Here is a 20,097-nt window from a genome sequence, read left to right on the forward strand (position 1 = left end):
CCTGTTCCTAATATTTTAACTGAAATCATTGATGCTAATTTGGTTAGCTGTCACGCCATTGAGCGCAGCTAAAAATTCCCCGGTTGCTGTCAAGCTGATTAAGGTTGCACTGTTGCTGGGAATAATAGAAAGTTGCGAGACGGTTAAATTTTCGGCAAGTACGAAGAAGTCGATGCCTGGTTCAAAATCAAAAATGATATCGCTGCCAGAATTGGCTGAAATTAAGAAGCGATCGCTCCCATTTCCTCCTATCAAACTGTCATCGCCGTTTTCACCGCTGAGAAAATCAGATCCGTTACCGCCCAGCAGAATATCGCTAGCTTGACCGCCGTAAAGACTGTCATTGCCTTCCCCTCCACTCAAGCTATCTTGACCGCGATTTCCAAATAGGATATCTTCCCCATTATTGCCGAACAAATTATCGCTTTCTTTGCCGCCGTAAACAGTGTCATTGCCGTCGCCACCGTCGAGGGAATCGTTGCCTTGATTGCCGTGTATCCAGTCGTTGCCGCCAACACCGCTGAGAGTATCATTGCCGCGTTTGCCGGCGATTGTATCGCTGCCGCTGTCGCCGGAGAGGTTATCGTCGCCGTCAGTTCCGGTGAGATTGGAGTTAGCTGCGATCGCATCTATTTCTCCTTCAATCACCGCAACGGCAGGTGTATCGGGCAATGTGGTTTGTTGAATTTTGGTATCTAAGGCAGTACCAGTATTTTCGGCAATAACTTGGGCGATCGATTTCGTACCTGTACCGACTGCTTTTAAGTCTGCAGAGGTTTCGCCTAGGGCTACTTTTTGCACGCGGGCAACTTCTCGGTTAACTGAAGCTGTTGCAGTGTTGGATACAACTCGGTCAACGCGCTGATTTGCTTCGGCCATTACCTTAGCTGCATCCGGGGCAATTTGCAACAATTGCTGGGTGTTTAAATCCGAGTCAAATTGTTGGGCTGCTGTGGCGGCGCGATCGACAATTGTTGCTAACTGGTTGGGATCGCTGAGATTGAAAGTTGTCCCCGATTGAATTTGTTGAACGATCGCACTTACAACTGCTTTTACGGTGTCGGTATTGTCCAGAATCGACGCACCGTCTATTAAAGCAGCAGTTTGGGTAATGACGTTTTGTACCTTGACCATTGCAGTCAAAGTTTCTACTCCACCCGCGATCGCGTTTTCGGTAGCTGCGATCGGATCTAAACCCGTTATGTCAACATTAGCGGGAATGGAAAGTGAAGATTTGACGAGAGATTCGGCGCGATCGCTGTCAATTCCTCTGTCAATTAAATTCGCTACTAAAGTGGTTAACAAGGTGACAACAGTAGCGTAAGGCGGGGCAGTGACAGGCGTTTCCAAAGGCAAACCAGTTGCTGTATCAATGCCGCCGAAAGCAACTATATTGCCTTCCTCTGGATCGAGTTCGCCGTTGCGATTTTTGTCAAAAATTTCCAAGGAAATATCGAGTTCGTATTCACCTTTTGGGCCAGTTGTTGCAGAGGGTTCGCTAGCATCAGGTTCGCCATTTTTGTTAGCGTCTAAGAAAACTGTAGCCCCAGCGATGTAGCCGTCAATAACAGAACCTCGACCTCGATTATAAAGATCGAAAAATGCTATATCCGATGCACCATCAGCATCCCTTGCTGTTACTCGAATCCAGTAGTTGCGATTGCGCTGCAAGCTATCATCAACCCTGAAAGTACGGCTAGCCGGATCGAAACTCATGCCAGTTGGTAAGGGGCTAATGCGACTCCAACTTGTCGGAAGTGGCGATCGTCCTCCGCTGACATTTCGCCACTCAAAGTTGGTGACATTTTCATACCAATCTGCTGTATAAGTTAAGGTATCGCCCCGATCGGGATCGATGAAAGTGTCGTTTTGAAAAGTAAACTGCAATTGAGGACTCGAACCCGGTTGCAAACTCAAACCTTGTTCCCGGAACGGAATATTTAAGAATGGCGGACGGTTGACAGGATTGAGAACATTGCGAAGATTTAAACGTCCTCCGCTAACAGTTCTGCCTGCGAGAGAAGGCAACGGGTCAACTGTTGAGAGGATAGAGTTTCTTAGTTGGGCGACAGTCAAGGTTGGATCTTGGGCTAACAGCAACGCCGCCGCACCTGCTACGTGGGGTGCTGCCATTGAAGTTCCGTCAGAGAAACCGTAGTTATTACCGGGAACTGTACTCAAAATGCTTCTTCCGGGTGCACCTAAGTCTACGGTACTAGCTCCAAAATTGGAGAAAAATGCTAGTTGGTCATTGCGATCTGTTGCTGCAACTGAAATAACATTGGGAAGGTCATAGTTAGCTGGGTAAGAAGGTGTGATGTCATTATTAGAGCTGCTATTACCTGCTGCTGCGACAAAGAGAACTCCTGCACTGTTAGCTTCACTGATAGCGTCAAATAAAGCTCTAGAGTTAGGTACTCTCCAACTAGCATTAATGACATCTGCACCCTTAGTGGTAGCGTAACGAATCCCTCTGGTGATAGAGACTAAATCTGGTCCTATGCGACTGCCAATCTTCAAAGGCATCAAACTAACATTATGGTTAATTCCAGTAACGCCAATGCGGTTATTACCAGTTGCACCAATGGTTCCAGCAACGTGGGTTCCGTGACCGAGATCGTCACTTGGATCGTTGTCGTTGTTATAAAGGTCGTAGCCGCGAACATCGTCTGTGTAGCCGTTACCGTCGTTGTCAATACCATCGCCAGGAATTTCTCCTGAGTTAGTCCAAATATTGGCTATTAAATCTTCATGGTTGTAGTCTACGCCACTATCCGTAACTGCAACAATTATCCTTCTGTCACCTGTTTGACTATCCCAAGCTTCCGAGGCATCGATATCAGCATCTGATGTGCCTCCCTCTAATCCAGTATTATTTAAACCCCACAGTTCGCTAAATCTGGTATCGTTTGGTATGAAATCATAGGAACCTTGGTAATTCAGTTCTACTGCCTCTACGTTGGGATCTCGAGCTAAGTTTTCTTGAATTTGCAGCAAATCTAATTCTGAAGAAAATTTGACAATTCGCCACCGATCTAATGGACTGGGTGTGAAGTCAAATTGGGAGCTTGATGGTACTAGGTTTTCTAGCGCTATCTCTCCATTAGCTTGAAAATTGCCTAGAAAATCATTGCTTGCACCGGGTCTCAGTTTCACTAAAAGTTCGCCTGGTTTGTATTGTGAACCAGTGACTGGATCGATTGGTGGCAATTGACCGCCGTTATCATTCGATCGATCGTTATCAATAGAGACCGCGATCGCATCTGCTGCATTTAAACCGGAATAATTGCGATCGTTGCTGACAGCAGGTTGGGTAACAATCCTGTAAGTTTGATCGCCGTCAACAACCTTGTCATCAACACCAGTTACCGTCACCGTTTGCGTTTGATTCCAATTAGCCAAGTTGAAGTTCAGCGATGGTGGAGAAATTATGCCTTCTACTGGATTGGAACTTTCTAAATCAATTCTGACATCAGCAGTTGGCGGAGTATTTAGTTTGACTGTAAATGTTGCTTTACCTCCCGCTTCTGTGGTGACTAATCCTGATGTCGGATCGACAGTAATGCCAGCAGGTATCGTCGGCGGCATGATTACTGGCGGTAGTGGAGTTGGCGTTGGTGGAGTTGGAGTTGGTGTTGGTGTTGGCGGTGTTGGTGGAGTTGGTGTTGGTGGAGTTGGTGTTGGTGTTGGTGTTGGCGGTGTTGGTGGAGTTGGTGTTGGTGGAGTTGGTGTTGGTGTGGGTGTTGGTGGAGTGGGTGTTGGTGTTGGCGGTGTTGGTGTGGGTGTTGGTGGAGTTGGTGTTGGTGTTGGCGGAGTTGGCGGAGTTGGTGTTGGCGGAGTTGGTGTTGGTGTTGGCGGAGTTGGCGGAGTTGGTGTCGGTGGTGTTGGCGGAGTTGGTGTTGGCGGTGTTGGTGTTGGCGTAGTTTCGTTATCAGTAATGGCGACAGTAACAGGCCCGATCGCAATTCCGCTATATTTAACGTCGGTACTTGTTACCGCGTGATTGATTGTGCCTGTGTGAGTACCTTCTACAACTGTGTCATCCGTCGCAATCACAGTCACAGTTTGGGCAATATTCCAATTAGTAGCGTCGAAACTAATGGGGGCGAGCGCACTTATTTGATTCCCGCCGTCAAAGCTGACTGTTACGGGCGCTGTGGGCCGCGAATTTAGCTGAAGTTTATAACTTCCCGTTGCACCGCCTTCGGCTGCTGCGGTACTGGCCGGATTAACGGTAACGCCGACTGTATCGCTGTCGCTGTTAGTAACGCTGACATCCGAGGGATTGAAATTGCTGTATTTGCTGTCTGTACTAACAGCAGCCTCAGTGACAATAGTGTAAGCAATATCGCCGTCAGCGATATTGTCGCCAACACCTGTCACGGTTACTGTCTGCGCCTGATTCCAGTTATTAGGAGTGAAACTTAAGCTATTAGTAGAAACTGTTCCTTCAGCGGGATTGGAACTGCTTAAAGCGACAGTAACAGGTGCCGTAGGTTGAGTGTTGAGGACAACACTGAAATTAGCCGTACCTCCGGCTTCTGTTGTCGTTAATCCTGCTGTGGGATTAACGGTAATGCCGGGAGTTTCGTTATCGCTATTCGTAACGCTGACATCGGCAGAATTGAAATTGCTGTAATTGCTGTCTGTACTAACAGCCTCAGCGGTGAAAATATTGTAAGTTTGATTGCCGTCAGCAATATTGTCGTCAACGCCTGTTACTGTTACAGTTTGCGGCGCACTCCAATTGGCGGGAGTGAATGTCAGGGAGGGTGTAGAAACTGTTCCCTCGGCAACATTGGAACTGCTTAAGCCAACAGTCACGTTAGCAGTTGGTTGAGAGTTGAGTCGGACAGTAAATGTTGCTGTTCCTCCTGCTTCTGTTGTCGTTAATCCGCTATTGGGATTGACTAAAATTCCAGCAGTGTCGTCATTAGTAATAGTAGTTGTAGCAGTAGCAGTTGTAATTGTTGGAGTCGGGCCTGGTGCGATCGGATTTGATAACGTGACACTAATAGTTTCATCCGGTTCGATCGCACTGTCGCCCAAAACGTCCAAAGTAATCGTTTTCGATGTCTCGCCCGCAGCAAAATTAACCGTACCGTTAACGTCTGTTGCCCCGGAAGTGCCGCCGATATTGTTGTAATCGCTGCCGTTGGTAGCTGTCCCGGCGATCGCATAATTGACGCTGCTGGCTGCACCTATACCGCCGCTGCGAGTAACGGTAAAAGTAACGGATACAGTTCCCGTATTGCCTTCAGCTACCGCAGCTACAGCGGCGGCAACAGCATAAGAAACAGTGCCGTTACTGGGAATAGTTAGGGTCGCTTGATTTGTCGTACCTGCAATGCCACCTGCGATCGTACCAAAGTTGAGAATGACTGTTTCTGCATTCTCAGCGATATTGTCAGGTTTAATAGTGACTGCAATATTTTGTTCTGTACTCGTTCCGCCTGCGGGGAAAGTTAGGGAAGTTGGCGATAGGGTGTAGTCAGAATTTTGGGTAGCGCTGCTGTTGGTATCGCTGACAATTGGTACAATTACATCAGCAAAAGGAGTACCGCCGCTGATAGTAACGGGGATATTAACGACTGTATCTGCATCCCCTTCAGTCCCGCTGAAAGTAGCCGTACCGAAATTGATTGTGTTCGGTGAATTCAAGAGAACTGAAACATTATTAGAACCTCTGTTAGCAACTGCGATATCGAGTCTGTCGTCCGCATTGAAATTTGCGATCGCCAGAGAACTCGGATTTGTGCCGACGCTAAAGTTAGTCGCACTGCTAAAACCGCCACTTCCATTTCCCGCCAAAATTGAAACGTTATTAGAACCGCTGTTGCTAACCGCTAAATCTTGTCTGCTGTCGCCATTAAAATCGCCAATCTTAATCGCACTTGGATTTAAGCCAACATTAATATTGGTCGGATTGCCAAAGCTGCCATTTTCTGTTCCAAATAAAATTGAGATGCTGTTAGAACCGCTGTTGGCGACTGCGATATCGAGAAAATTGTCACCGTTCAAGTCTCCGACTGCGATCGCACTCGGACTTTGACCGACATTAATATTAGTCGGATTGCCAAAAATACCTTGACCATTTGCCGATAATATGGTAATATTATTAGAATTTTGGTTGGCTACGGCGATATCGAGAAAATTGTCGCCGTTCAAATCTCCCGCAGCGATCGCGCTAGGGCTTTGCCCAACATTCACAGTAACAGGAGTGGCAAAACCGCCTTGTCCCGTTCCCAAATAAATGCCAACATTGCCTTCAGGTACAAAACCATTGCCGCTGGATTGAGTAATGGCAATGTCGAGTAAATCATCAGCATTAAAATTGCCGACAGCGATCGCGCTAGGATTTTCGATGGCAGTCAAAAATGCCGGGTTGTTAAAGTTGCCGTTACCCGATCCTAAAAAGATATAAATGCTGCTAAATTCGACACCTTGTGCGGAAGTTATCGCTAAGTCGGAAAAGTTATCGCCGTTAAAATTGCCAACGGCGATCGCGGTTTGCCCCAATACCGAAGTCAAATCAGTTCCAGCGTTAAATCCTCCTTGACCGTTTCCCAGTAAAATAGAAACCCTATTGGTGGTGGGGTTAGCAACAGCTAAATCTAAGATGCCATCGGTATTGAAATCGCCAGTCGCAACAAAGGATGGACTGGTTCCCGCATTAAAGTTACCACCAGAACTAAACGTATTGAGAACGTGGCCGTAAGCTGCGATCGCTTCTGGCCCAAATGCAATGGCAGCTTTAATTGTCCCCGCTGTCACTGTTAATTCCCAATCGCCGCCTTTTGCCGCACAACCTGTCAGATTCTCCGAAGCAGCAACACTTGCCCCTGTTAGTTGACTCAGGCTGTTTACAAATGCTTGGCCTATATTTCCTTGGCCAACATTGCAGCCGTAGAGGAGAATTTCAGCATTTGGTGTCAGGGATTGCGCCCATGCTTGGACTGCTGCTGCGTAATTACCCGCGCGAGCGCTCAAATTTTTCCAACTCAATTCAACGTTCCCCAGTTGCAAACAACCGGGTTGCCCGTGGGCAATAATGTGAATTATTGAAAATTTCTCTCCCTGCAAAGCTTCGGCAATTTGTTCCAGGCTGTTGCGGTTTGACTCTAATTGAATTACCTCGGTTTCAGGGATAACGCCGTCGATTAAGATTTGAGGGTCGGGGACGGCAGCATCGATAAATGCGATCGCTTTTGAGGACAGTGGTGTTAGTGAGTTTAACATGACACACCTGCTAAAATTAAAATAAAATATTAGGATATCCTATGACTTATGTTTTTGTTTAGCAGCTATCCAAAAAATATTTGTTTTTCCCACTTTCGTTATCAAAATTCATATAAGTTTTGATAACTTAACCAACGATACAATCATTAATTTTTAACGTATCGATAATGTAGGGATGCCACTAAATTTTGTTGCATCCAGACAGACACTCCTGGAGGCACTGCGAGGCTCACAAACCGAATTTTTTACCGAATCTGCGCGTGATAAGCTGTTCTACATTTAAATTGTCTGTTAAAAAACAATCAAATTCTTGTGGGGAGTAGGGGCCCTAGCGTCCCGCCCGCCCTCAACATACAATTTAACTGCGCGACAGCTTAACGAAGTAATTTCGTACATCAAACCCGGTTTGTCAACTCCGATGCGTCCAAGACTAATCGAGATAGTCAGGAGGTGCTTTAGTATCTATGCGGAGAGTCGAACCAGGTTTACAAGCAATCCCTCGCGGGTCGCGCCAGCCCAGGGCGCAAGCGAATCGCGCTCTATTGCTGAGACGATCGCGCGTAATATCATCGACGACCGATCGATCGCTCATATTTATTTACAAGTGCCAGCGGGACGCTCGCGATCGTTCAAGAGGCGAGTTAAATCTGCAACAGCGTTCCCAGCGTACAAACGTAAAATACATAAAATGTAATACTTACTGGTATTTTACGGAACAATCATGCACAGACGAGTTTTCCAGATTGCTATTGTATTTTTCCTCCAAGTCGTCCTGGTTCTAGGTGGGTGGGCGCAGCCTGCGGCGGCGCTGACTCCTGAACAGCAGCTATTGAGCGAAGCTTGGCGGATTGTCAATCGCTCTTATGTGGACGACAGCTTTAACTCTCAAAACTGGTGGTCGATTCGCCAAAAAGCTGTCAAGGAACCGCTTAACGACAGACAGCAGACTTACACGGCGATTCAGGGGATGCTGGCGAAACTCGACGACCCCTTCACTCGACTGCTAAAACCCGAACAGTACCGCAGCTTGCAGGTCAACACTTCGGGAGAATTGACGGGTGTGGGGCTGCAAATTGCGATCGACCCCCAGACTAATACCCTGACAGTGGTGGCTCCTTTGGCCGGCTCACCGGCGGACAAAGCCGGCATCCAACCTCTCGATCGCATTCTGAAAATTGACGGCACTCCTACCTCAGAATTGAGCCTAGACGAAGCCGCAACTCGAATGCGCGGCCGCATCGGCACTGCTGTTACCCTCACCTTGGGGCGCGAGGGAAGGGACGCTGCTGAGGAAATTGAGCTAGTGCGCGATCGCATTGCTCTGAATCCGGTTTACGCCGAATTGCAGTCGGGGTCGGAAAATTTGCCGGTGGGCTACATTCGCTTGAGTCAATTCAGCGCTAACGCTACTGAGGAAGTCGCTCACGCGATCGACCGCTTGGAAAAACAAGGAGCCGCCGCCTACATTCTCGACCTGCGGAACAACCCGGGCGGACTGTTGCAAGCAGGGATTGAAATTGCCCGCCTGTGGCTCGATTCCGGGACGATCGTCTACACGGTGAACAGACAAGGCATTCTCGGCAGTTTTGAAGCCTCTGGACAAGCCCTAACTAACGATCCGCTGATTGTTTTGGTAAACAAGGGAACTGCCAGTGCTAGCGAAATTTTGGCGGGTGCGCTGCAAGATAACGGCAGAGCTCAACTGGTAGGAGAAAAGACTTTTGGCAAAGGACTGATTCAGTCTCTGTTTGATTTGTCTGACGGTTCTGGGTTGGCCGTGACTGTTGCTAAGTACGAGACACCGAACCATAAAGATATTAACAAGCTGGGGATTTCGCCCGATCGCGTAGTACCTTTGGAACCCATCGCGCGCGATCGAATTGGCACCGCAGCAGACTTGCAATATCAAGCTGCACTGCAACTACTGAAAGAAAAAACCGTGCTGGCAAAGTCAGTATAAGCCGGAGTTTGCAGTTTTGAGATTGCAACAGGTGACAATACGCAGGTCTGTCTGTCTCTGCGTTTGCTTCGCCACGACAGACAAGAACGATCTAAAAAATTTTTTACTTAGGAATGAGAATTAAATAACTTCCACTCTTGAAAGTGGGATGGGCTCTTATAGCCCGTCATGAGTGGACGGGCTATAAGAGCCCATCCCACAATAACAATTAAAATTGTAAGTTATTTAATTCGCGATCCTTAAAAGTGATATCACGTCCGACAGATTCATCTGTCATTCTTCGCTGTGCGAACCAATGACATACAAGAATGATGCACATCGGACGTGATATCAAAACCCAAAACAGCCCTTCCCTTAAGGTTGCGGGGTTGATTCCTCGGCTTCGGGTACATTGGGTTCTTGCAAAATCACCGGACGCTGCTGCGGGTCAGCTTGGTTGCTTTGCTCTTGCATCACAGTTTTAGCAAGATTAGGGTCAAAGTAGCGGTTAAAATCCGATCGCGAGCGATCGACTCGCCCTTGGGTAAGATTGACTTCTGCTTGGATTTCGTGCAATTTTTCTTGCACCGCCCGGTAGTGAGGCCAAAGCTGAAGCAAAGCAGAAGTGGCACAGACTGAAAGTACCATGTTGACTGCCAACTTGACCCCTGTTTCGGCCGCGAGGGTTTGGTGAGGGTAGGAACGCTGGCGGCTGCTGCGACGAGGAGTAACCCGAGGGGATTTTTTTACGGGACGCAGTGGGGTAACGGTGGGTTGAATCGCTTGCATAATTTTTTTTCAAATACCTGAGACTGACGTTTTAGAGTTCAACAGAGCAAATTCTGAGCTTAACGCACACTCACCGCTGTTAGTCAGGGTGCTGACAGCCAAAATTGTTGAGACAAAGGTGACGCCTGAAGACGGAATTTTCCCATAAAAATGCCTGCCCTTGCAGTCTCATCTTGCTGAACACAAACAATCTACTGCACTGGGGCAGCAATTGTCTGTATCTGTAATGCGAGAGATTTAACTGCTCGGGCAGGCGTTTTGCGGTTCGCAACTGGTGTCTGGAAACTATTTGTACAGTTCAGTTGACAGCCGGAAAGCCAAGATTCCGGGAATCAAAGCAATTACGAGCGCTACGTAGACTTGGGTATCTGTTAAAGACATATTCGCAAAACTCCTTTTCGCGGGGACGAGCTTTCACCAATTTGAGACAAATTGGCGCTTTTGGGAATCATTTGTTACAACTTGCAACACAAATGGTGCCTCCGGGGAGGAGTGGCGCAGTGGCGCAGTGACGCAGTGGCGCAGTTTTTGAGTGTGGGAGGGGGAGAATTTTTCCTTGTTTCCTGGGACTGCTTCTTTCGGACGTTGTTCGGACGATCGCCTTCCACAGAACTACCGCGTTAGGTTAAGATTTAAATCAAGGTGACACTAATTTTAAACAGAGCGGGTAATTTGCGCTGCGCTCGACCCTTGCCAATTTTAGGTGCACAAAATAGTTAATGCTAGATCAATTTCTCGACGCTTCACCCAATTTTGGAGTTGACGGCTTTTTATTATTGTTGGTTTTGGTGGCTTTGGAGGCTGTACTTTCGGCTGACAACGCGATCGCCCTGGCGTCTATTTCTAAAGGTTTGGAAGATGCCAAGGATCAGCAAAGAGCTCTCAACTTGGGTTTGATAATTGCTTTTGTACTGCGGATCGCCCTAATTTTAACGGCTACTTGGGTGATCCAATACTGGCAGTTTGAACTGCTGGGTGCTCTTTACCTGCTGTGGCTTGTTTTCCAACATTTTACTTCAGATACAGACTCTGAAGGAGAACATCACGGGCCCAGATTTGCGACTGTGTGGCAAGCAATTCCCATGATTGCTTTTACCGATTTAGCGTTTTCATTGGATAGCGTTACTACTGCGATAGCTGTTTCTGACGACACTTTTATCGTCGTAACAGGCGCTACTATTGGAATTATTGCCCTGCGATTCATGGCCGGGTTGTTCATCCGCTGGCTGGATGAGTTCGTTCACCTAGAAAGTGCTGGTTACATCACAGTTGGGTTCGTGGGAATGCGGTTGTTGGTGAAAGTAATTAATCCCGATTTAGTTCCGCCGCAATGGCTGCTAGTTTCCAGTATCGTCTTGATGTTTGTCTGGGGATTTTCTAAGCGTACTCCTGAGCCAGTCGAGATTGCAAAATCTCTAGAAATGGCTCTGAATCAGCCGGATTCAGAAGTTGCTGTGCCAGAATCGCAAGGACAGAAGTCCGAAATTTAAGATACTTTCATTTGAATAAAATTAGCTTAAATCTGTCAAACCAACCAGATTGAAGGCTGGTCAAAACGTGCAAAAGCCTTTCATCCCGGTGACTTTAGTCCGGGGATGAAAGGCTTTTATTTTTTAATATTGTTCCCTTCAGTAGCCGATCGAACTCATGGGAGTACAATTGAACCTATGGGAAGCCATTTATCAAAATCAGACTCAGCAATGGTTAGGCTGCTGGGATAGTGAGGGGAATTTGTTGCTGATGGGGTTGGCGATCCGGATCTGATTTGATCCTTGGTGGTGGCTGTATTTTGTGAGGCTTTAGGGAAATAAGGCGGGCGAGGGGAAGAGGTTGTAGGCGATCGCATTTCACCTGTCGGTAAAAAATGTAACCTTCCTGTTGAGTGGCTGCAAATAACCTTTTCTACATAGGGCAAGGGTTTTAGATTCTTTTTCGGAGATGTCTATTAGCAATTAGCCATTAGCTATGGCTTAGGCTTACCGACAAAGAAAGCTAAGGGAGAATTATCACCACAAGATAACCGAACTTTAGAACCAATAGGAAAAACATTTCCTGTGGTTGTGAGTGCATATAACTTTTCGCCAGACGGAGTTTTTAAACAATAACGATTTTCTCTACCTAAAAATTGGCGATCGCAAATCACAACAGCCGAATCTTCATCTAAGAATAAACTTAAATCTTCCTGCCGGATCATCAATTCTCCTTCAGTAGAAACATCACAAGGAACTTTGACAAATGAATCTCCTTTAACAGCAAAACAACCTACTTCTGTTTCCCAAAAATCCTGCTTCAGCGATGCAGACACAAAATTAGCCTGAGTCACAAACTCAGCCACAAATCTAGATGCTGGTTCTTGATAAACTTCCTCTGGAGTGCCAAACTGTTCTAATTGGCCTTGACGCATCACCGCTACCCAATCTGAAATCGAAAGTGCTTCTTCGCGATCGTGGGTGACAAATACACCAGAGGTTCCCGTTGCTTTGAGAATCTCGCGGACTTCCTGACGCAATCTTAACCGTACTTGTACATCTAAATTACTCAACGGTTCATCTAGTAAAATAATCGCCGGTCTAGGGGCTAACGCACGGGCCAGGGCGACTCGCTGTTGCTGACCCCCGGATAATTCATGGGGATAACGATTTTCTAATCCTTCTAATCCCACCAACGCTAATGCTTCGGTGACACCTTTCTGAATATTATGCTTTGACTCTTTTCCTTGATGCGTCAAGCCAAAAGCTACATTTTTCGCGACTGTCAAATGGGGGAATAGTGCATAGTCTTGAAACACCATACCAATGTCTCGCTGTTCCGGCGCGACTGACATATTAACACTGGCTACAGTTTTCCCTGCTAGGGCGATCGTCCCTGCTTGTAGCTGTTCAAAACCAGCAATTAACCGCAGCAACGTTGTTTTCCCACAACCCGATGGCCCCAACAACCCCAGTATATCTCCTTGATGTAAGGTCAGGGTGACAGATGCCACCGCCGGTGATGCTGCTTGGGCATACTGTTTGGTTACACCATCTAAATGCAGAATTATCGGTCGAGCCATTATTGCTATAAATAATCAACAACTTACTATTCTACAATATACCAGTTTAGTGAGATTAATTATCATAAAGGCTTGACAAATGTTTACACATACTGATAAAATAGCAGGCTAGACTTTTTACTAGCGATGAAAAATTCCCAAAAATCACTACAGCAAACAGGAATCAGGACAATCCAATGGCGATCGACCTTACGCGGTTTATCCGCTAGTGGGTGGACACTTGCAGTTATCGCTTTAGCATTGCCGATCGCCATACCAGCGATCAGTGTCTTATCCAGTATCTTTTTTGAAGCTAAAGATACATGGCAACATTTAACCGATACAGTTTTAACTCGTTATATCATCAACTCTTTTTGGTTAACGATCGGTGTAGGCTTGGGTGTTGTCGCGATTGGCGTAGGATGTGCGTGGCTAGTAACAATGTGTCGCTTTCGGGCCAGTCGCGTATTTGAATGGGCATTACTGTTACCCTTAGCTGCCCCAGCTTATGTCCTAGCTTATACTTATACAGACTTTTTAGAATTTTCCGGCCCAGTTCAAACTGCTTTGCGTTATATTTTTGGCTGGAGTTATGGAGACTATTGGTTTCCTAACGTGCGATCGCTCCCTGGAGCAATCTTAATGCTAATCTTAGTTTTATATCCCTACGTCTACCTATTAACAAGAGTTGCCTTTTTGGAGCAATCAACTTGTACCCTAGAAGCTAGTAGAATACTGGGCTGCAGTCCTTGGCGGAGTTTTATTACCGTTGCCTTACCAATGGCTAGACCCGCAATTGTTGGAGGTTTAGCACTGGCTTTGATGGAAACTCTCAACGATTATGGCACTGTTCAGTATTTTGGAGTTGATACATTCACTACAGGTATTTATCGAACTTGGTTTGGCATGGGAGAACGAATTGCAGCCAATCAATTAGCTGCGATGCTATTATTATTTGTTCTAGGTTTAATTTTACTAGAACGCTGGTCGCGCAGTCGGACTAAATATTACCAAGCTAGCAGTCGCTATCGCCAACTGCAAACTTATCAACTTAAAGGAATTAGGGAAGTTTTAGCGGTAATGGCTTGTTTCCTGCCACTATTTTTGGGTTTTTTATTGCCAGCAGGTCTTTTACTAAAGTTGACCTTAGCGAATTGGCAAGTAACCTTAGATGAACGCTTTTGGATATTTGCCCGTCACAGTTTAATTTTGGCAACACTGACTGCAATTTTAGCCGTAATTATTGCCTTGATTATGGCTTATGGCTTACGGTTATATCCTAATTTAGGAGTGCAGTTAGGAACGAGAGTTGCGGCAATGGGCTATGCTGTACCTGGTTCTGTCATTGCAGTGGGGATTATGGTTCCCATTGGAAAATTTGACAATCTATTTGATAGTTGGATGCGTGAAAACTGGGGAATTTCTACAGGCTTGTTGTTAAGCGGTACGATCGCAGCTTTGGTATTTGCTTATATAGTTCGGTTCCTAGCTGTTTCTTTAAATGCGGTAGAGTCAAGTTTAAGCAAAATTAAGCCTAATTTAGATGATGCGGCGAGAAGTTTGGGTTACAGTCCGATGCAAACTTTAGTTACAGTTCATACACCAATGATGACCGGAGGTCTACTAACTGCCATGATGTTAGTATTCGTTGATGTAATGAAAGAGTTACCTGCTACTATAATTATTAGACCTTTTAACTTTGATACCTTGGCTGTGCGAACTTATCAACTTGCCTCAGACGAGCGATTGGCTGAAGCTTCGGGCCCAGCATTGGCAATTGTTTTAGTGGGGATGTTACCGGTTATTTTATTAAGTTGGAAAATTGCGCGATCGCGCAAGTCTTCAACAGAGTTAACAGTTGACAGTTGACAGTTGACAGTGAACAGTGAACAGTTGACATTATTCCTTCATAAATCAAGATGATTAATAAAAATTCAGCAATGTTTAACCGCACTACTGGCACAATTTCCTTGTTACTACTTACTATTTTTGTCACCTTTGGATGCCAAAAACAGGTGGCTGGCCCCCTCGAAACATTACAAAAAACTAAGCAATGTCCAGGATGTGACCTGACTGATACCAAGTTAAGTGACATTGATTTAACAAGCGCTAATCTCAATGGTGCTAAGTTGGAAGGTGCAATGCTAGAAAAGGTCAAACTTAATGAAGCCTTACTCGATAGCGTCAATCTCAAAGGTGCAAATTTAAAAGGTGCTTCTCTGGAAAAAGCAGGTTTATTTTCAGCCGATCTCACAAATGCTGATTTGAGTAATGCAAATCTCAAGGGGGCTTTTTTGCGAGGGGCAAAACTGAATAATGCCAATCTTAGTAATGCCGATTTAAGTGAAACTGACTTAAATAGTGCTGATTTGACTGGGGCTAACCTCAAAGGGGCAAACCTGAAAGGCGCTATCATGCCGGATGGTAAAATTAAAAATTAAAGTGGATGGGATTCGGCGGTTGAAACCGCCGAATCACAAAGAGTAGCTTTTTGTTCAAAAAGCCTCTATTTCCATCCGGCGCGATCGGTAATCTTTAAAGCTTCGGGGTTATTTTTCCCAAACACATCAGGGTTGAGAGGGTCAGATTTGAATGTACCAAAACTTGCAACCACAGGATCGATCGCCACACCTGAAATCACAGGGTATTCGTTATTACTCCTAGCAAAAATTAGTTGAGCTTCGCGACTGGCTAAGTGTTCCAAGAATTTGGTCGCGCCTGCTTTGTTACGGGAGGTTTTGACTACACCGCCACCACTAATGTTGACGTGGGTACCGCGATCGCGTTGGTTGGGGAAAAATACACCTACTTTCGCCGCGATCGCCTTTTCTGCTGGATCTTTCGATTTCATTAAGCGAGCTACATAATAGGTATTAACAATGGCAAGATCGCCTACCCCATCAGCAACAGCCTTGATTTGTGCCGTATCATTTCCCTCTGGAGGACGCGCAAAATTAGCCACCAATCCTCGCGCCCAAGCTTCTGTTTTTTGAGCTCCATGAGCTGCTAACATAGCGCCAACCAGAGACTGATTATAGATATTAGTGGACGATCGCACTAAAACTTTGCCTTTCCACCGAGGTTCTGTCAGCGCCTCATAGGTTGACAATTGGGCAGGGTTCACCTTGCTTTTGTTGTAAACAATCACCCGTGCCCGGCGCGATAGACCAAACCAGAAACCTTGAGGATCTCGCAAACTTGCTGGAATTGCCGATGTCAGGACTGTTGAAGAAACAGGTTGCAGAATACCTGCTTGTTTTGCCCGCCACAAACGCCCACCATCCACCGTGATGAAAACATCAGCGGGGCTATTTGCGCCTTCACTTCTGATCCGTTCAATTAGTTGGTCAGCATCCGCCTCAACGAGGTTAACCTTGATCCCAGTTTTTTTGGTGAAGCTTTGGTACAACTCATTATCAGTATCGTAGTGACGTGCTGAATAAAGGTTGAGAGTGCCGGTTTGGGCTGCGACAGGGGCTTTTTTGCTTAGTTCCCCCACGGCCACGACAGCCATTGCTGTACCGCTGGCAAGAAAAATACGCCGAGAAATGCTCATTGTTCTATAATGATAGATTTTTTCATCTGGTAATTGACACGATGGTGTATCTACAGCCATCTACAGTCATTGCTTTACTATATTAATGCAAGTAATTCTTATTTGATGATCGAGAGCGTAACTATTTTATGGCTGACGCACTGCTCCTCAGAAATCCGGTCTCGGTTTCGCTCAACTGGCAATTTTTTTTTACGCAAAGACTTTTTTATAAGCTGTCGGGCATCTTGCGTTGTATTTTTCGGGCGGGCGGGACGCTAGGGCCCCTACTCCCCACAACAATTTCATCTGAGATGTTGCACCATTCTCAATAAGCCTTTTATGAACAGGCTTTTGGGCCTGTGAAGCGAGAAAACTCATTCTTTGTGGGACGGGCCCCAGAGCCCGTTCTTGACAATGGTGCAGCATCTGAGATCCTACGGCTTATTTGTGTCTAATTAGCTCGTAAATTTCCACATAGTCTTTAGCTGGATATTTCCACGAATTGTCACAATTCATGCCTTGAAGCATGAGTTTTTCAAATTCATCATGATAGTCATACCACAATCCGATCGCCCGATCGAGCGCCGACTCCAAAGCGGCGTAGTCGCTTTGGAAAAACACGTAACCGTTGCGTTCTTCAGGTAGGTGGCGGGTGTCGTAATCTCGATCGAACACAGTATTCACCAAACCGCCAACTCCCCGCACCACAGGAACAGTACCGTACCTCAACCCGATCATCTGAGTCAGCCCGCAGGGTTCGTAATTGCTGGGAACCACAATGATATCGCCACCTGCGTAAATTAAGTGCGACAGTTCCTCATTAAAACCTAGTTCTAAATGGCAGTCTGGATTATCATTTAAAAAGTATCTTTCGTGCTGGAAATGCGCGTTAATTCCCGCTTCCGTCGCGGAACCCAAAAGTACGAATTGCGCTCCCTTACTCAGAGAGTAATAAATGGCATGGTGGACTAGATGAACGCCTTTTTGGTCGTCCAAACGACCGATAAAGGTAATAATAGGCTTGTCAGCATCGCGCAGTAACAGCCGATCGCGCAAAGCTTTTTTAGTTTTGGCTTTTCCAGCCAAATCCTCCTGATTGTAGTGGTGAGGAAGATAGCGATCGCTCTCGGGATTCCACACATCGTAATCAATGCCGTTGAGCACCCCGCGAAACTTGTCTTGATACAAGTGCAAAGTGTGGCCCAAACCGTAGCCAAACTCGCCCATATGAGCTTCCCAAGCGTGGTGCGGCGAAACAGTGGTAACAAAGTTCGAGTAAACAATGCCGCCTTTCATAAAGTTGATAGCAAAAGGGTTAAAGTTATCTCGGAGGCGATCGTACTCAAAATAATAATCCTCTCGATTCAAACCCGTTGCATTTAAAATATCGCTACCTCCCATGCCTTGATGTTTGAAATTGTGAATGGTATAGCAGACTCGCTGATTTTCCATCCAATTGTATTTGTAAATTTCAAACAGCATGACTGGCACTAAACCAGTTTGCCAATCATGACAGTGAATCACATCGGGACGCTTGTTGCTTCTGAGCAAAAATTCCAAAGCGGCTTTGCTGAAAAATGCAAACCGCATATTGTCGTCATTGCACCCGTAATAACAGCCGCGATTAAAAAAGTTATCTTGAGAGCGAGGTTCGATGAAAAAACACAACTGCCCGTGCACCCAGCCGCACAAGACATCGCAGAGGATTTCGCCGCCGTACCAAGGCACAGCCAAATCCCGGTATGCCTCGTGAAGTCCCCAAATGTGGTCGTACCTCATGCAGTCGTACTTCGGTAGAATAATCTCGACGCAGTGGCCGGAATTCTGCAACTCCCGACTCAAGCCGTAAACTACGTCGCCCAAACCCCCTGCTTTGATGACGGGGGCGCACTCCGAGGCAATTTGTACAATGTACATTTTTTTTCTCGCTCCTGGATGAATCAAAAAAATATTTTCTTAACATGACAAAGTATATGGTTTCTCGCCAAATAAGCAAGTAGGCCATTGGGAATACAGGGCGATCGGGCTCCCAGAAGCCGAATTTGCGGCGGTTGCGATCGGCGATATCGTTTCGGCATTGCTGCAACTCGATCGCAAATTCCGCAAAACCTAACTCATCTTCTCGCATTTGTCAACTCAATCTTTTGAGTCAAATCGCCATTTGTCTCGTCTAGTTCCGAATAGCGATCGAATAACTCACTCAAAGCTTCTTCTCCAACAATTTCTCCATTACTGACAAACTTCTCTACCTCCACCGAACCATCACTCAAAAATTCAATTTCCCACCGTTCCCCAGGTACAGCTACAATTACCATCAGAGCTTCATCGCGATGATGCGCTAAACTGTAATCGATAGCCTGTTTTTGCAATTTTTGCAAAAATAATATTACTTGGTCAAATCCATTATTTTTCATCTATCAAATCTCCGATCGCTCAACAATTTGCGAACCATCTTAAAGCCTGGGATATTTTCTTCAGCACCTCTTTCTATTTGCTCCCATATCATTTCGCTAAATTCTTCCCAACTTGGCGAATTTGCCGGAAGCTGTGCTTGTTTTATACTACCTTTTTTACCTTTGAGAATCTCAGACACTTTCATGCCTGCAAATTTGTGTGCGATGTTTCTTCCTCCTTATCTTAGGATCGCGAATTAAATAACTTACAATTTTAATTGTTATTGTGGGATGGGCCTGAAAGCCCGTCCACTCATGACGGGCTTTCAGGCCCATCCCACTTTCAACAGTGGAAGTTATTTAATTCTCATTCCTTACATAAATTCCACTCATAATTCTCATACCGCTCGACAAAAATGCAACAACTTATCCCAAACCCATAGCATCATTTTCACATATTAATAATTTACCTTTCCCCTGATAATACCAAACATAACCCTCTCCACCGCCTTTGCCAAAATGACCTAATTTTCGATAATCTTCTTCAATCCCCTTGGTAAATCCTTTAACCAAATCGCAATCAGCTATCAAAGTTTCACCTTGTTTGAGTTCGACAACCTTAGCCGGTGAAGTTGTAGCGGCTATAACAGTAGCTTTTTGCTCGCGCAAAGCTGTAACAGCAATTCTCCACCTACCGTCATTAGAAGCAGCCACTTGTCGGAATTTCAATTTTTTAGCACCGATAACTACATTGTCCGAACAAAACTGAAATATACCATCATCAAACTCCCACTGCTCCGCATCCGAAAGCTCGATCGGCGTATAATGCAGGAAATGCCCTTTTTGTCTCGGTTCCAGTTTCACCGTACCAGTTCCTTGATATACGGGAGCGTTGTAGTCCATTTCCGTAGTCAACGATACCCACATATCTTTTAAACGGTTATCGGTTTTATAAACACCGGAAGTCAATTTTCCCATACACCAATGCAGCGCACCTTTTTGAATAATCGCTCCCGAATTGTTCAAGTGAATTTCCGCTTGCTGAACGAGGGGAATATTCTTAGTGGGATGATAAAACTTGTTCGTTTCTGGATTGATATTATTTTGGATGTACCACAAATCCGTCGGTTCCAAAACCTTGATTTCGTATTTCATAATTTACCTCGCCTAT

Annotated in this window: 14 protein-coding genes; 4 read left to right on the top strand and 10 right to left on the bottom strand. The window is 45.8% G+C overall.

Features of this window, described 5'->3' with window-relative positions; all coding sequences use genetic code 11:
* Positions 1-15: 15 nt before the first annotated feature.
* The gene (locus tag QUA50_RS20485; protein ID WP_333266357.1) at positions 16-7,239 is read right to left on the bottom strand and encodes a S8 family serine peptidase; all 7,224 of its coding nucleotides are present in this window, start codon (positions 7,237-7,239) and stop codon (positions 16-18) included.
* 430 nt (positions 7,240-7,669) lie between these two features.
* A complete protein-coding gene (locus tag QUA50_RS20490) occupies positions 7,670-7,831 on the bottom strand; it encodes a hypothetical protein (RefSeq protein WP_333266358.1) in 162 nt (53 codons plus the stop codon).
* Positions 7,832-7,960: 129 nt separating this feature from the next.
* Here QUA50_RS20490 and ctpA point away from each other — a divergent pair, with 129 nt between their 5' ends.
* Entirely contained in the window at positions 7,961-9,199 is a 1,239-nt protein-coding gene (gene ctpA, locus QUA50_RS20495) for a carboxyl-terminal processing protease CtpA (RefSeq protein ID WP_333266360.1), read from the top strand.
* Between the two features lie 354 nt (positions 9,200-9,553).
* Here ctpA and QUA50_RS20500 read toward each other — a convergent pair whose 3' ends face one another.
* Both QUA50_RS20500 and psaM read right to left on the bottom strand, forming a co-directional pair.
* On the bottom strand, positions 9,554-9,967 hold the full coding sequence (locus tag QUA50_RS20500) for a slr1601 family putative cell division protein (RefSeq protein WP_333266362.1): 414 nt from the start codon (positions 9,965-9,967) through the stop codon (positions 9,554-9,556).
* A gap of 285 nt (positions 9,968-10,252) precedes the next feature.
* Positions 10,253-10,348: a photosystem I reaction center subunit XII gene (psaM, locus tag QUA50_RS20505; protein ID WP_015174804.1), complete on the bottom strand. Its 96-nt coding sequence runs from the start codon at positions 10,346-10,348 to the stop codon at positions 10,253-10,255.
* Positions 10,349-10,686: 338 nt separating this feature from the next.
* Here psaM and QUA50_RS20510 point away from each other — a divergent pair, with 338 nt between their 5' ends.
* Positions 10,687-11,457: a TerC family protein gene (locus QUA50_RS20510; protein WP_333266364.1), complete on the top strand. Its 771-nt coding sequence runs from the start codon at positions 10,687-10,689 to the stop codon at positions 11,455-11,457.
* Positions 11,458-11,930: 473 nt separating this feature from the next.
* Here QUA50_RS20510 and QUA50_RS20520 read toward each other — a convergent pair whose 3' ends face one another.
* Positions 11,931-13,019, bottom strand: coding sequence for an ABC transporter ATP-binding protein (locus QUA50_RS20520; protein ID WP_333266365.1), 1,089 nt, complete (start codon positions 13,017-13,019; stop codon positions 11,931-11,933).
* 126 nt (positions 13,020-13,145) lie between these two features.
* Between QUA50_RS20520 and QUA50_RS20525 the strand changes: the two genes are divergently transcribed.
* Complete coding sequence (locus tag QUA50_RS20525; RefSeq protein WP_333266368.1) at positions 13,146-14,867, top strand: iron ABC transporter permease; 1,722 nt, start codon at positions 13,146-13,148, stop codon at positions 14,865-14,867.
* Positions 14,868-14,917: 50 nt separating this feature from the next.
* Complete coding sequence (locus tag QUA50_RS20530; protein ID WP_333266370.1) at positions 14,918-15,439, top strand: pentapeptide repeat-containing protein; 522 nt, start codon at positions 14,918-14,920, stop codon at positions 15,437-15,439.
* Positions 15,440-15,504: 65 nt separating this feature from the next.
* Here QUA50_RS20530 and QUA50_RS20535 read toward each other — a convergent pair whose 3' ends face one another.
* From QUA50_RS20535 to QUA50_RS20555, 5 genes are all read right to left on the bottom strand, one after another.
* A complete protein-coding gene (locus QUA50_RS20535) occupies positions 15,505-16,554 on the bottom strand; it encodes a Fe(3+) ABC transporter substrate-binding protein (protein WP_333266372.1) in 1,050 nt (349 codons plus the stop codon).
* A 420-nt stretch (positions 16,555-16,974) separates the two neighbouring features.
* The gene (gene glgA, locus QUA50_RS20540; protein WP_333266374.1) at positions 16,975-18,450 is read right to left on the bottom strand and encodes a glycogen synthase GlgA; all 1,476 of its coding nucleotides are present in this window, start codon (positions 18,448-18,450) and stop codon (positions 16,975-16,977) included.
* A gap of 197 nt (positions 18,451-18,647) precedes the next feature.
* Complete coding sequence (locus QUA50_RS20545) at positions 18,648-18,947, bottom strand: hypothetical protein (protein ID WP_333051746.1); 300 nt, start codon at positions 18,945-18,947, stop codon at positions 18,648-18,650.
* Positions 18,944-19,132, bottom strand: coding sequence for a hypothetical protein (locus tag QUA50_RS20550; RefSeq protein ID WP_333209858.1), 189 nt, complete (start codon positions 19,130-19,132; stop codon positions 18,944-18,946). Before QUA50_RS20550 ends, QUA50_RS20545 begins: the two co-directional genes overlap by 4 nt.
* Positions 19,133-19,352: 220 nt before the next feature.
* Positions 19,353-20,081 carry an AIM24 family protein gene (locus QUA50_RS20555; RefSeq protein WP_333209859.1) on the bottom strand — a complete coding sequence of 243 codons (729 nt, stop codon included), beginning with the start codon at positions 20,079-20,081 and terminating at the stop codon, positions 19,353-19,355.
* Between the last annotated feature and the right edge of the window lie 16 nt (positions 20,082-20,097).

Source organism: Microcoleus sp. M2_D5 (assembly GCF_036701935.1).
Classification (GTDB): Bacteria; Cyanobacteriota; Cyanobacteriia; order Cyanobacteriales; family Microcoleaceae; genus Microcoleus.

Excerpts from the sequence above, each read along its gene's own strand:
- QUA50_RS20485 (WP_333266357.1), bottom strand. The coding sequence starts at position 7,239 with ATGTTAAACTCACTAACACCACTGTCCTCAAAAGCGATCGCATTTATC.
- QUA50_RS20490 (WP_333266358.1), bottom strand. The coding sequence starts at position 7,831 with ATGAGCGATCGATCGGTCGTCGATGATATTACGCGCGATCGTCTCAGC.
- ctpA (WP_333266360.1), top strand. The coding sequence starts at position 7,961 with ATGCACAGACGAGTTTTCCAGATTGCTATTGTATTTTTCCTCCAAGTC.
- QUA50_RS20500 (WP_333266362.1), bottom strand. The coding sequence starts at position 9,967 with ATGCAAGCGATTCAACCCACCGTTACCCCACTGCGTCCCGTAAAAAAA.
- psaM (WP_015174804.1), bottom strand. The coding sequence starts at position 10,348 with ATGTCTTTAACAGATACCCAAGTCTACGTAGCGCTCGTAATTGCTTTG.
- QUA50_RS20510 (WP_333266364.1), top strand. The coding sequence starts at position 10,687 with ATGCTAGATCAATTTCTCGACGCTTCACCCAATTTTGGAGTTGACGGC.
- QUA50_RS20520 (WP_333266365.1), bottom strand. The coding sequence starts at position 13,019 with ATGGCTCGACCGATAATTCTGCATTTAGATGGTGTAACCAAACAGTAT.
- QUA50_RS20525 (WP_333266368.1), top strand. The coding sequence starts at position 13,146 with ATGAAAAATTCCCAAAAATCACTACAGCAAACAGGAATCAGGACAATC.
- QUA50_RS20530 (WP_333266370.1), top strand. The coding sequence starts at position 14,918 with ATGATTAATAAAAATTCAGCAATGTTTAACCGCACTACTGGCACAATT.
- QUA50_RS20535 (WP_333266372.1), bottom strand. The coding sequence starts at position 16,554 with ATGAGCATTTCTCGGCGTATTTTTCTTGCCAGCGGTACAGCAATGGCT.
- glgA (WP_333266374.1), bottom strand. The coding sequence starts at position 18,450 with ATGTACATTGTACAAATTGCCTCGGAGTGCGCCCCCGTCATCAAAGCA.
- QUA50_RS20545 (WP_333051746.1), bottom strand. The coding sequence starts at position 18,947 with ATGAAAAATAATGGATTTGACCAAGTAATATTATTTTTGCAAAAATTG.
- QUA50_RS20550 (WP_333209858.1), bottom strand. The coding sequence starts at position 19,132 with ATGAAAGTGTCTGAGATTCTCAAAGGTAAAAAAGGTAGTATAAAACAA.
- QUA50_RS20555 (WP_333209859.1), bottom strand. The coding sequence starts at position 20,081 with ATGAAATACGAAATCAAGGTTTTGGAACCGACGGATTTGTGGTACATC.